Below are 13,270 nucleotides of genomic sequence, written 5' to 3'. Positions count from 1 at the left end.
TTCATTATGGCAATCAGCTTCGGTTATATCCGTGTATCTACAAAAGAGCAGAACTTAGACAGACAATACAAGGCGCTAGAATCTCATGTAACGGATACAAAATACATATATAGCGATAAGGCTAGCGGTAAGGATATGGAACGTGAGGGCTTTCAGAATATGCTTAAAGCAATGCGTGAAGGGGATACGCTCTATATTAAATCTATCGACCGACTAGGCAGAAACAAGGCGCAGATAAAAGAGTATCTCGAATACTTCAAGAAAGAAAAGATTCGTGTTAAAATTATCGACCTTCCTACGACTATGGCAGACGTACCAGCGGGGCAAGATTGGGTTATTGATATGATTAATAATATTATTATCGAGGTTTATACATCTATCGCAGAACAAGAAAGAAGAACGATAAAAGAGCGTCAACGTGAAGGTATCGACGCAGCAGCAGCGAAGGGAAAACATTTAGGGCGTCCTGTTATGGCACTTCCCGAGAACTGGGATAACTTATACTGCGACTGGAAAGGCGGAAAGATAAAAGCAGTCGAGTTTATGGCGGCTGTTAATATGAAGAAAGCAACGTTCTATAAGAAGGTAAAAGAATACGAGGCAGCGCAGTAATTGGCGGTGTCTTTTTTTATGTTTAGGTACATAAAGACTAAACCCCGTGAGTTTCAAGACCTCCCTCCAGCAGAACGAGCAGCAGGTGGATAGCCGCCATTCACAACGCCACACACACGCCAATCTGACGATATTTTCCCCCGTGACATCGCTTATTTTGTAAATCGTTGTAACTATTTAAGTTGCACGTAAATCATCGTAAACACTACAGTCGCAAGGGATTCGCTATTTCACCGAAAAAATTACACGAGTTTACATTGAGGTTAGCGCCAACAAAATGTTTATGCATAGTTAATAAACGTCGATACTATGCGGTTTACGCATTGCTTGTATAACGAAATAATATATACGATTTACAGTAATTGAAGGGTGGCGTTCGGAGGATGGACATCCGTCACAAGCTTTCGGCTGGTAATATGTAACGTAATGTATAACGGTAAGAGTACGCTTCTTTGTTCAGTTTTGTTAAATATACGAAAAAAAACGCGGAGAAGCGAAATCTAGGAACGAGGAAAAATGAAAAAAGTATCGAAATTTTACTAGAGTGCATGCGGTTGGAACGTACTCTATCAGAGAGAGCTGAGTGGCTTTCTGTTTTGTTTCCTGTAAAAATGGTAAAATTGGAATATATTATAAATTTTTTTGAAGGATCACCTTATGGGGAAATTAAGTCGAAAGGGAGAAGCTGAATATGAATATAAATAATTACAAAATAAAGGATTTAGAAAAGGCTTATACTCTAATATTTGAAAACGCTAAAGAATTAATAGAGGAATCTGAAATACTTTTAGCCAACGAACGATTTGCAAGATCATATACCTTGTCACACATAGCTTCAGAAGAATTATCAAAATTGCCAATTTTATTTAGGGTTGCCACAGACATTCATTTCAAAATAAAAGTTAATTGGAAAGACGTTAATAAAGACTTACGTGATCATGAAGGAAAATTAAGAAGAAAGTTTATACATCAACAAATCCTATTAAATCCAAAGGGGTTTAATGATGAATTACTAAAGTTTATAAAAGACAAGGCGAAACATTACAATACTTTAAAAAATGATAGTTTATATGCTGGCATTCGCAATGGAGAATTTACTAAACCAAGTCGTACTATCGATAGAGAAATTGCCGAGGCGAATATTCAAGTGGTAAAAGAAGAATTAAAACTACATGAAATGACAAAATATCACTTAATAGGATTTAGTAAAGCTCTAACAAAAGCAAATAAGCAAGATTTTCTTTCACTTACATTTAGAGATAAGACTAATTAAAGGAATGCAAATCCCAACAGGCTTGTTACCTATGTATTAAACCCATACTTTGTAACAAGCTATCAGAATACGCATGCTTATTATTACGTTTCAATTTTTTGTACTATTACACTCGCTCATTTTATCTCCCTACAATCACCGTCAATTTGACCTCACAGTTTAATTTATTCGTTATTCATTATATATTCTTCTGTTCTCCTACCGATCTACACTTCGCTTAGTTAGCGGTAGTCACTTTCTTCCTCCACCTATCGTAGCCAGTGGCGTTATTTTTTCGTTCTTCCTTAATATCTGATATTACGCTCGGACTCTACCATCAATTATTAATAGTGGACATACATTAATCACTTTACAAATGCGATAACGCATGTTAACGTGTAGATAACAACAAAATATGCGTTACCGCACTAATCGGGAGGATTCGAATGATTTTAAATAAAGTAATTGGAGTTGAAGAAGCTGCAGTTTTATGGAACTTATCGCCTGGATACATAAAAAATCTATGCGCAAAAGGTGATGTACTATCAAAAAAGATAGGGAAAACATGGGTAATCGATGCTACACAAGGACATCCCGCATTACGTTTGTACATAAAGAATATACAAGGAAGCCCATTTCTAAAGGAAGTATGTATAAGCGAGGATTCTAAAAACGTCAACATTCAATACGTTAATTCTTTCGAAGAATACGTTGCACTAAATGAAAAAACGGGTAATGACGCTAAAGCATACGAAGAATATTTCGGAACAGGCGATAAGATTAATAAAATACTAACTCAAGAAAGTGCTCGCCTACTACGCCAGTTTTCGTTTTTAGATAACGTTTCAATTAGCATTCCTTATAAAGGATTAATTCATGAAGTTGAAATGAACCGAGATAAATTAAACAATTATTTAGGCTATAAAATAGAGGATTTAAGTGTGCAGGATAGAACGTGGCATCAAAAATTTCTAGAAAGACATGCGTATCCAAAAGAAGGTAGAGCTAGACTTATAAATAAATTCGTAACAGTAAAATAATTTCGGAACCTAACATATGACGATTAAAGCCGCTTGAGATAGCGGCTATTTTTGTTACGTGGTTATCTTTCCAGTAGAATATTCGAAGTGACAGCGGATTTTTATAATATAAACATCATAGCTATCCTCTTCTATATTACGTAAAAACAAGTCATTATACACGTCGTTAAAAGTTTCGGAATGATTACGTGTAGTGATTAAACAGCTGAAGAAATAGGAAACATTGGGAAGTCGATATTATAGTTACTTCTTTATATACGTAGTAAAATCGACACTTCCCAGCGCTTTGTGACCACCGTTAACAATGTACGAAAATAACGCGTGATGATAAGATTGTAGTGTTGACTTTTGTTCAGTTAACATATCTACCATCGTACCGATAATAGTACGGTGAGATTATATTTGTCCAAATATTGTCGCACTAAGTTTTATTCATGCAAAAATTGCACAATGGTTTCAATTTAGAACCTTGTACGCTTTCTAATTAACATCCGAATCCGATTTTGATACGTGATTTTTAGTCTTTTGAAGTGTTTTTATCAACTCTAAAACTAAATCTTTCTTTAATGGATCTATAGATACTTTTTCTAACTTATTTTCTATTGCCAAAATAAAAATCTCTATATTATCAACTTCATGGTTATAAAATTCATTTGCATTTATAATCTGTAAATATCTGAAACGTAAAAAACTTATAAATTTATTAATACCACCGTTCGGCATAGAAACAATCTCTTGACTAAACTTTTCTTTATCAATAATTCCAAAGAAATTTTTTTCACTTTCAAGCCTAGAAATACATGATGGAAATTTTTCTTCATCCATCTCTTTTAATGCTTGTACAAATTCAATAAACAAAGTTTTCTCCTGTAATTTTATTAATTCAACTTTTTTGTTTTTAATTTTGCAAACCAGTTTATTATAATTTCCATCCTCATATACCTCATCAGAATATCGAAGTGAATATTCTCCAATTTGTATCTCGTGTTTATTAAACCCTTCTTCTAATCCAGTATTAAAGCTCTCATATAGTTCATATTTGTCTTTTTCAATATATTTCTTATTATTAAAATCACTTAACAATCTATATAGTTCAGGATAATATTCGGGCGAATAATACCCTTTTTCGATTCCTTTAATTACAACATCTACACTTTCTCTAAGCTGCTTTAGTTCAAAGTTATTGTAATCATTAATTACCTTGAGAGCTAATTCTTCTTCTGGCTTTACCGATTCATCATGCTTCTCATCTATCTCTTTTTTTAGTCCTTCAACATCTAAATGTCCTGTTAAAATATAGGTCAATATACATCTATATAAAATAATATCCTTTCCTACCAACGGATTATCTTCAAGATATTTATGGTAAAACATTTCCGCGTAAGTTATTTCTCTTTTATCATCTTTATTCCTCATACCAATTAAAAAGCCAATATACGAATTATATAATGGTTCCAATTGTTCTACATCATGCAATAAACCTTTTTTATACTCATCCGAAATTAAAAGTACGTTAATAAAAAGAGATAACAAAATACTATTATTACAGTTGATTGACGAACTACATTCACTTATGATTTGTTTAAAACTATCAAAAGCAAAACGCAATGTCCTCAAATTAAAGTCTTTCGACATTAAAGCAATTATCTGAACTATTAATGAGCTATTTTCTTCATAAAATCTAGTAATCTCACTATCCTCTCCATATGTGTTCCTTATAAAATCAGGTAATACGTCATTTATTGTTTTATCATATTTTATAGTACGACCTATTACCTTTTCTCTAATTAGCTTAAAATCCCCATTATCATGTAATTGATTTTCGTTTGATACAAATAATGTTTTTATATTTTCATGTTCAACAAAATTTGTATTTATGTATCCTAGAACCTGTTGGATAGAAATTGTTCGATCGATTCGCTCTAAATCATCAAAACATAGAACTGCATTCTTCAACTTTGTAAGTTGTTTTGTAATATTCGACACTTCACTTTCTATCTCTTTTGCCAAACCTAACCCTGGTAATTTCCCCATAACTCTTAAACCTATTTTTGTATACTTATACGCTTTATTTCCATATTGGTTAATAGAATTTAAAAACAAACTCTCATCTATTTCATCTACATTTTTTATACCATTTAACGATATATATATAAATTTATAATTTTCGGTACTATTAGGGACAAATAGATCTTCGATTTTTGGTTTTAATATTTTATTCACATAATACGTTTTCCCTGTTCCCCATGGACCATTTAATTGAATTGCATAATTTGTTTTAGGTAAACTTAAGTATTCTTTAATTGTTTCAAAAATAGTATCCATTTCCTACCACCTTTTTAAAAAATCTATAAATCCTAATTTTAATATATATTACTAGTTTATAATGCTATTTCTTTACTCAAACATTTGGTCCAGCTTATCCGCCACCTCCCGTTGCATTGTCGGCAGCACATGACTATAGGTATTAATTGTCATCTGTATATATGTACTCCCTTTCAAAGGTAAACGTATTTCTCTATCTCACTTATCTTTCACTTCACTCTTCTTGCGTCGCCTACGTTCAGTTACAATCACTACACCTATCGCAGTAGGTATCACCTATTATTGTCGTTATATCCTTTTAACTTATCCCGCATGCGCAACACCGTTTCCGTAAGCTGTGCGGCTATGACAGATAAGGCGAATAATGCCGAAAATAATTGTACGTAAAAGTTATCTGATACATTCAGCAGCCACAATGCGAATAAAGCTAGCGTAAGCAATATAATAGAAGGTTTCCGCCCCTTCTTAATCTTAATTCGAAGCATGGTAAGCCCTCCTAATAAAGTGAAAAGCGCTAGGGTGGTTAATCCGCAGCGCCTCCTTGTATAACGGCTAATGCCGTCCTGTGGTGATATGTATTATCGGCATGGCTTCGTATACCTTTCGCCAGTGGTGAGCCGAAAAACACAATACTAATCGGTTATAATATGTGCAATAGTTGCGGCACAATACCGCCGAATGTTCTACAATTAATATTATATAAGTCTATAATTTTCCATACAACACGAATGCAAGTTCTAATTAAATGCGTGCGTATGATTTTTCTTGATAATCTTAGCTCATGCTATTGTTGTGCGTTCTCTTGCGCTTCCTTCTCTTCCATTTCTTTTAATTCATCTTGCCACGTCGCACCGACGCCACCGCTAGGCGTATTCCATCGTTTTTCCTGTCTTTGGATTCTCGCCTTGTCTTCTTCTGTCAATTCGTATTTCTTCGCTTCCTCACGTTGTTGTTCTTCATATTCTCTTTCCTGTTGTTGCAGATGTCTTTGGTGCGCTTCTTCATCAATAATCTTATCGCAGCCGTGCGCTTCTTGCTTCGTTTCATCGTGCCCATGTCCGCAGTAATCGTTAGGAATAGCAGACTTTACACTCTTTGCAGGTGTATCCGCCTTACTAGGCGCGGGCTTGTCGGTAGATTTCGTAGCACCTTTGCTAGTCGTATCTACTGCACTACCATTCGTAGGTGTATCCTTTGCCGTATCCGCTCCTTGTCCGATGAATCCACGTTTATTGTCTAGCGTCGTTTGTTTCGACTTATTAGCGCGATTTACTTCCGTACGACGTGCACCATATAACTTCAATTCATCGTCTTCGTGAGTGAAATAAGCTTCAATCTGCGTTACTATTCCGCTATTTTCATACTCATATGTGTACATTGTACCTTCCCACAACTTGCCGTACTGTTTGATGCGCATGAATGACGCATTACTAACATTTTTAGATAACATTTCGGCGATCTTTTTCGGAGACATGCCGACTTTTAGCGATTTAAATGCGTCTAAAGATAAATTACCATCCTCATTCGATAGGTCATATGTTAGTTTCTGCGGCTTTTTACCGTCAATTTTGATATTAAAGTCAATAAGGAATTCACTATTTTCAGATTCGCGTAATGCATTCAGCTCTTTTTCGACTTCCTTCGATTTCTTTTCGGCTTCGTACATTTCCTGTGCGATTTCTTTCGATGATTTTTCAGCATTGACTTCGTTAGACTGACTTTCGTTAGTGGCACCTTCGTTGGAACCACCGCACCCACTTAATAGCGCCGTTGCCGTGATTCCTACTAACATTACTTTTTTAATTAATTTGTATGTATTCATTATTTGATATCCCCTTCCGCTATGTCCAGTGCGTCAACTTCTCACCTTATCCCGATACATTCTACTCTTTATTTTACCGCACACAGTAAATTTATGTAATTAATAATTCACTAAGACGCAACCCTCTTTCGTTTTACAAACGAGCGTACCGCCCCTCTAGCACTATCAAAAGAGCGACCTGTTTTAGCTGCCAACCTTCTAGCTATATCGCATGTACTTTCTATGTGATCCGTATCAAAAACGATATCCACTATTAGCTTATCTATCTCTCTATCGCAATGCTTCTCGTAAACTTCTTCTCTTACTACTGCGTCTAGCGCTTCCCCTTCCACATCTATATCCGTATCTATTCTATCTATTACGTTCAATTCTTCGCCTACTAGCTGCAATGCCTTGCGTCTTCCTCCCCTATTTCCGCAATACTGTCGCACACTCTGCTGTAATAACACATGTACCCTACCGCTAAAGTCTCCTAATTCTTCGTTAAATGACCTTACTGCGTACTCTATCTTTCGATAACAGTCGTCTATAAATTCCGCTTCGTTATTCATCTTGTACCAATTGTCCTGCACTAATCTTTCAATGAAAGTCATATAGTGCGCCTTAACATCCCACATTCTCACTGTATTCGTCTTCGCCTCTATAGCTGCGTTATTTAGCTCTCTACTATTCATCTGTCTTCCCCTTGCTGCGTATTGTGTTTATCTACGCCGTTCCGCAACTCTTCGCCGATGGCTAGTAATTTCGACTTTCTGCTTGACTTTGATTGACACATCAACTAGCAGAGGCGAGGAAGGCGTAGGAAGCAGGGTGTAGTTTGAACCCCTATTTCGCAGAGATAAAAAATAACGAAGCGTTTAAACTTCGTCAGATTTCGTATATATCAATGCGAATAGAGGTAAGGCGTTAGCAACTAGCGTCGGCTCGTTGTGTGAGGTTTTCAGTAACGCATTCCCCGTCCTTGTGCTTTCACACATATCGACTTTCTACACTACAAAACGTCCCATAGTGCGTAAATCTTTCGATACACCCTGTTACCGTAGTAACAACGTATTTCCACCCTTGCCGTACAATGCCCGCAATCGGCTAGACCTATACGACGCACGGGGAATGATATGCGCTGAATTGTATAGCGCTAGTGTTTGCAGCGGTCTAGCTCCCCTTTTACGTTTTTATAGCGGTACGGCTTCCGCTTTTTGACTTACCGCATCTGCCTAAAAAAGGCATCACTAAAGACAACTTGCACCCTTCGATTTTTTTCGATAGAATGAAGCTAGCGGCTGTCTAGTATTTAATTATTAGATAGCAAACAGTTTGTTTTGAGTCTCCAGTTGGCGCTGGGGACTTTTTCTTTTATCTTGTTCTTCTTAATTTTGTTAACGGTGAAAACTCATCGTGACTCTTTCGCATCTCTTCAACGTCCATTTGTATATAACGTCGCATTGTGCGAATATCCGACCAGCCACCAATTTTTTGTAATGTGAACGCATCACAACCGTTTAGAATCATATTTTTAGCCCATGTATGGCGATAAACATGTGCAGTTACTTTCTTATCTTTAATACCCGCCTTCTCTGCGTAATACTTTAGACGCTTGTTAAAGTGATTTGCACCTAATGGCTCACCATAGCTGGACAAAAATATCCGCTCTGTTTTAAAATGCGCTTGGTTCTCGTTTATAAGCTGCAATAATAATTTAGTCACATGAGTGGAGACGGGTACTAAACGAGGCTTTCTATTTTTACTTTTATCGGATTGAATCGTAATAAAGCGAGTTTGAAAATCAATATCCGCTGCACGTAACCCCATTAACTCCTGTATGCGTAGTCCCGAATCTATTAAAACATTTATTCCTACAAAATCTCGAAACCCTACGAAGTCTCGCAAGTTAGGCTGCCGCAATATTCTCTTTACTTCTTCATCGGTAAATGAATTTGTTAAATCGATATCCTGCCGCAATAGCTTAATTTTTTCTATAGGGTTGATCTCGATTAATTCCTCTCTATATAAATGGTTAAGTAATGCTCGTAATGTACGAATATTAATGTTTATTGTGGTATCGCATAAACCAATCCCTTGCTTGTCAGCGTCAATAAATTTATGCCCTTCATAACGCTTCTTATCGTATTTCATGTAATTGATATAGTTACGAAATGTTTCTGTCGTTAGTTCATCGATATATTTAACCTCGTAATTATCGAGCAACCAATCAGTAAAATACCCCCACATCTTCGTATAGTCTCTTAACGTTCTATCTCGACAACCTTCCGCACGTTTTCCCGAAATAACAATATCTAACGCTTGTTCCAAAGTTAGTTGCGGATATTTTTTACTAGCATTCGCCATCTTTGTAATACGCTTTTTCTTCTTTAAAGGCAAAAGAAAAGACCTCCCTAACGATTAAATTTCATCGCTAAGAAGGTCGTCTTCCACAACCGTATATTGAACGTTCTCGGGTCGTTTATCTTCCCAAAGATACTTGTTTTCCTGCGGTCTAAACCGTATAATCCGTAACCCTTCGATTCAGTTTCCGCTTAGACTAAAAAAGCTAAAAACTTAGCACTCTTCCGGCTTACCAGCATTCGTCGCTGTACGGAAAGATGATCCACATCCGCATGATGCGATTGCGTTTGGATTGTCGATTGTGAATCCGCCGCCAAGCATCGATTGTTTATAATCAACTTTTACTCCTTTAACAATTGGAGCACTTTCTTTATCGATAACAAATTCAACACCGAAAAATTCAAGAACTGTGTCGTCTTCTTTTGGTTCTACTTCAAATCCTAAGCCGTAAGAAAGACCACTACATCCGCCGCCGTGTACAGCAAGGCGCACGTACTTCTCTCCATCTTCAGCATCTTTTAACATATCTTTAATTTGAAAAGCTGCTTGTTCTGTTACTTCAATCATGAAATACACCATCCTTTCTGTTCTCATTCTATTATACATCTTTACGCTTCTATCTTGTACTCATACACTCCGCGGCAAATTACTTCCGCAGGTCCTTTCATTAACACATTTCCTTCTTCTGTCCATGCAATCATTAAATCGCCGCCAGCTAAATGAACTGTAATCTCTTTACCACGTTCCAGCTTTCCATTTAAAATAGCAGCTACAACTGCAGCACATGCTCCTGTCCCGCAAGCTTGTGTTACACCAGATCCACGTTCCCAAACACGGAAGTTCATCTCGTCATCATTCAAAATTTCGATAAATTCAACATTTACTCGCTCTGGGAACATTTCATGTGTCTCAAGGACTGGTCCAAGTGTTGTAAGTGGCGCTTTTTCTACATCATCAACAAAAATAACCGCATGCGGATTCCCCATTGAAACAGCTGTAAATGCATAACGATGATTATTATATAAGAAGTTTTCACGAACAAACGGTGTTTCACCTTCACCAAGCATCGGGATTTCTGCACGTGTTAAACGTGGTGCTCCCATATCGATTTTTGCTAATGTAACTACACCATCTTCTACCGTTACTTCAGCCGTTACAATTCCAGCTAACGTTTCAATTGCGAAAACTGTTTCTTCTACTAGTTTATGCTCATACGCATATTTCGCTACGCAGCGTAAACCGTTACCGCAGCTCTTCCCTTCTGAACCATCGTTATTAAACATGCGCATTTTCACCGGAGCTACGTCAGAAGGACAAATTAAAATCATTCCATCTGCCCCAATACCAGTATTAATATTTGAAACTTTTTCCGCCACAAGAGCTAAATCTTCTTCAAGAATTTGTTCCTCAAACATATTTACATATATATAACTATTGCCAAGACCATGCATTTTTGTAAAAGAAAATTGGCTCATTTGTATTCACTCCAAAAATAATTTGTTATTTTAAGTATAGAATGCATGCTTTTAGAACACAATATGAATGTCCCCCGTTTCTCATATTTGACAACATTTGGCGATGAGCCATTCTTGCACAAATTGTGTAGGAAAAAAGCCCTTCTAAAAGGGCCTTTTTTTTATTTATATTCCGTATTATCCTATCCTGCAAAATAATATTTTATCTAATGGAAAAAGGTGCTGCCCATTCGCAACACCTTAAAACATTGGATTTTCATCCAAATACTCATATACATTATTAACAAGCTCTTCTACTGTCGATCCTTGTACTACTTCACCATTCACAAGGGCAAATGGGCCTTCAAAACAAATACCACAATATCCTAAACATCCATACTCCATTACATCTAAATTCGGATCTTTTTCTAATTTCTCTAAAGCTGCTTGTGAACCACTCGCGAGGTTACCTACACAAAATTCAATTAACGGTTTAATCAAAATTCTCCCCCCTGTACTACAAAACAAATTACCTTCTGACTTCATCTATAAGAAGAAAACTAAGCTGTTTCTTGTTGTTGTCATTACACTTACTAAACTATTCAATTCCTTCACTGTTTCACTTCAAAGCAAATATTCTTTTCTATATAAATATATTCACAACACTGCTTTTCGGCCTTCATAATGAAATAGTAACTAGAAAAGGAAAACAGTTCACTTTACTTTTCTTCTTATTGTACAACAGAGTATTCATTCATGCATTGTTATTTGTTCACAAATTCGATATAATTTGATTGAGTAAAGTCGAAATATTTTATTAATATAAAATTTTAGGATTAGGGGACATTTCAACAGAAAAGGGGTAATCCATCATGAAACACCTCGTAATACTAGGTGGTGGCTACGGTGGAATGAGAATTCTGCAACGGCTACTTCCAAGCAACCAACTTCCAGATGATGTACAGGTGACATTAATCGACAAAGTACCATACCATTGTTTCAAAACTGAATATTATGCATTAGTAGCGGGTACAATTTCAGAAACGCATATTCGCATACCGTTTCCTGAGCACCCACGCCTCAATATTCAATACGGTACAATAACAAATATTGATCTCGAAGAAAAAGCTGTTCATCTTGATGGCGGTGAAGCAATCCAATATGATGATTTAATTATCGGACTTGGCTGTGAAGATAAATATCATAACGTTCCTGGGGCAAAGGAATATACACACAGTCTACAATCAATTGAACAAACACGTAAGACATATGAACAATTAAATGGCCTAGAACCGAATGCTACAGTTGCTGTCGTTGGTGCTGGCTTAAGTGGCGTTGAAGTAGCAAGTGAACTTCGTGAGAGCCGTTCTGATTTAAAAATCTATTTATTTGATAGAAAAGATAGAATTTTATTCCCATATCCAGAGAAATTAAGTAGATATGTAGAAGAATGGTTTATAAAACATAACGTTACCATTATACGAAACTCTAACATTACCAAAGTCGAACCAAATATTGTGTACAACCACGATGAACCTCTTGCATGTGATGCAATCGTCTGGACAGCTGGTATTCAAGCAAATGAAGTTGTTCGAAACCTTCCGGTTGAACAAGATGGTAGCGGACGGGTTGTTTTAACAAAATATCACAATATTCCAAATGACGAGCACGTTTACGTTGTAGGAGATTGTGCAGCACTTCCACACGCACCATCTGCTCAACTTGCTGAAGGTCAAGGAGAACAAATTGTCCAAATATTATTAAAACGTTGGAATAATGAACCACTTCCTGATGAACTACCTGTTATTAAATTAAAAGGTGTTCTCGGTTCCCTCGGCAAAAAACACGGATTTGGTTTACTAGCAAACCAACCATTAATGGGACGTGTACCGAGATTATTAAAATCCGGTCTTCTTTGGATGTATAAATATCATAACGGTTAATACTTTACGAGCTGTCTACTATGTAGGCAGCCTCTTTTCATTAGTTAAAAAAAATTTTTTCATAAACAGAAATTATCAGAAATATTTTTCTCAATATTTATTCACAAAATTTTCTATTTTTATATTAAAAACTATTGATGAAAAGTGTATGCTATTTGTAAGTTGTTTTTATTATTTCCTTTAAGACCGAATGAATTCGGTCTTATTTTTTATGTGATAAATACTTTTATAGGAGGCATTACATTTCACTTATGAACTTGACGAAACTACACGATCGAATAGAAACGAAGAAGAAAGAATTGATCTATCTCGTTGAAATGTACGGATTCACTCATGATAAAGTAATTTCTTTCAGTCAAGAATTAGATTGTTTACTTAACTTATTAATAAAACTCAAGACGAAGAAAAAACGTTGCTCTTTATAACCTTATTTTTCTATTTCTCTCTCTTTTTTGATACGATATAACTAGAATCAGAAA

The 13,270-nt window shown here is 36.0% G+C and carries 13 protein-coding genes; 5 read left to right on the top strand and 8 right to left on the bottom strand.

All coding sequences use genetic code 11. The annotated features are described in order from the left end of the window. The first annotated feature begins 6 nt into the window (after window positions 1-6). The 3 genes from ACS2MN_RS21280 to ACS2MN_RS21270 all read left to right on the top strand — a co-directional run bounded on the left by ACS2MN_RS21280 (window position 7) and on the right by ACS2MN_RS21270 (window position 2,904). On the top strand, window positions 7-612 hold the full coding sequence (locus ACS2MN_RS21280) for a recombinase family protein (RefSeq protein ID WP_438894764.1): 606 nt from the start codon (window positions 7-9) through the stop codon (window positions 610-612). Between the two features lie 691 nt (window positions 613-1,303). Beyond that, window positions 1,304-1,885: an AbiV family abortive infection protein gene (locus ACS2MN_RS21275; RefSeq protein ID WP_098656217.1), complete on the top strand. Its 582-nt coding sequence runs from the start codon at window positions 1,304-1,306 to the stop codon at window positions 1,883-1,885. A gap of 425 nt (window positions 1,886-2,310) precedes the next feature. After that, window positions 2,311-2,904: a hypothetical protein gene (locus tag ACS2MN_RS21270; RefSeq protein WP_438894763.1), complete on the top strand. Its 594-nt coding sequence runs from the start codon at window positions 2,311-2,313 to the stop codon at window positions 2,902-2,904. A 480-nt stretch (window positions 2,905-3,384) separates the two neighbouring features. Here ACS2MN_RS21270 and ACS2MN_RS21265 read toward each other — a convergent pair whose 3' ends face one another. From ACS2MN_RS21265 to ACS2MN_RS21230, 8 genes are all read right to left on the bottom strand, one after another. Further along, the gene (locus tag ACS2MN_RS21265) at window positions 3,385-5,229 is read right to left on the bottom strand and encodes a P-loop NTPase fold protein (protein ID WP_438894762.1); all 1,845 of its coding nucleotides are present in this window, start codon (window positions 5,227-5,229) and stop codon (window positions 3,385-3,387) included. A 272-nt stretch (window positions 5,230-5,501) separates the two neighbouring features. Beyond that, window positions 5,502-5,714, bottom strand: coding sequence for a hypothetical protein (locus ACS2MN_RS21260; RefSeq protein ID WP_438894761.1), 213 nt, complete (start codon window positions 5,712-5,714; stop codon window positions 5,502-5,504). 299 nt (window positions 5,715-6,013) lie between these two features. Beyond that, window positions 6,014-7,051: a hypothetical protein gene (locus ACS2MN_RS21255; RefSeq protein WP_438894760.1), complete on the bottom strand. Its 1,038-nt coding sequence runs from the start codon at window positions 7,049-7,051 to the stop codon at window positions 6,014-6,016. Between the two features lie 110 nt (window positions 7,052-7,161). Continuing rightward, window positions 7,162-7,725, bottom strand: coding sequence for a hypothetical protein (locus tag ACS2MN_RS21250; protein ID WP_262449519.1), 564 nt, complete (start codon window positions 7,723-7,725; stop codon window positions 7,162-7,164). Between the two features lie 679 nt (window positions 7,726-8,404). Beyond that, window positions 8,405-9,430: a tyrosine-type recombinase/integrase gene (locus tag ACS2MN_RS21245; RefSeq protein ID WP_438894759.1), complete on the bottom strand. Its 1,026-nt coding sequence runs from the start codon at window positions 9,428-9,430 to the stop codon at window positions 8,405-8,407. Between the two features lie 177 nt (window positions 9,431-9,607). Beyond that, window positions 9,608-9,961, bottom strand: a complete 354-nt coding sequence (locus tag ACS2MN_RS21240) for a HesB/IscA family protein (protein WP_000573824.1) — start codon at window positions 9,959-9,961, stop codon at window positions 9,608-9,610. Window positions 9,962-10,002: 41 nt separating this feature from the next. Further along, the gene (dapF, locus tag ACS2MN_RS21235; protein ID WP_000077376.1) at window positions 10,003-10,869 is read right to left on the bottom strand and encodes a diaminopimelate epimerase; all 867 of its coding nucleotides are present in this window, start codon (window positions 10,867-10,869) and stop codon (window positions 10,003-10,005) included. 240 nt (window positions 10,870-11,109) lie between these two features. Beyond that, complete coding sequence (locus ACS2MN_RS21230) at window positions 11,110-11,349, bottom strand: YuzB family protein (protein WP_000595027.1); 240 nt, start codon at window positions 11,347-11,349, stop codon at window positions 11,110-11,112. A 371-nt stretch (window positions 11,350-11,720) separates the two neighbouring features. Here ACS2MN_RS21230 and ACS2MN_RS21225 point away from each other — a divergent pair, with 371 nt between their 5' ends. Together ACS2MN_RS21225 and ACS2MN_RS21220 are read left to right on the top strand one after the other, a co-directional pair. After that, on the top strand, window positions 11,721-12,791 hold the full coding sequence (locus tag ACS2MN_RS21225) for an NAD(P)/FAD-dependent oxidoreductase (RefSeq protein ID WP_000682063.1): 1,071 nt from the start codon (window positions 11,721-11,723) through the stop codon (window positions 12,789-12,791). 251 nt (window positions 12,792-13,042) lie between these two features. After that, on the top strand, window positions 13,043-13,216 hold the full coding sequence (locus ACS2MN_RS21220; RefSeq protein ID WP_001054619.1) for an aspartyl-phosphate phosphatase Spo0E family protein: 174 nt from the start codon (window positions 13,043-13,045) through the stop codon (window positions 13,214-13,216). Window positions 13,217-13,270: the final 54 nt, after the last annotated feature.

Origin of the sequence: Bacillus cereus group sp. BceL062, from assembly GCF_051780025.1 — a bacterium.
GTDB lineage: Bacteria > Bacillota > Bacilli > Bacillales > Bacillaceae_G > Bacillus_A > Bacillus_A toyonensis.
Note: the sequence above shows the minus strand (reverse complement) of the source record. Positions and strands in the feature narration are given on the sequence as shown.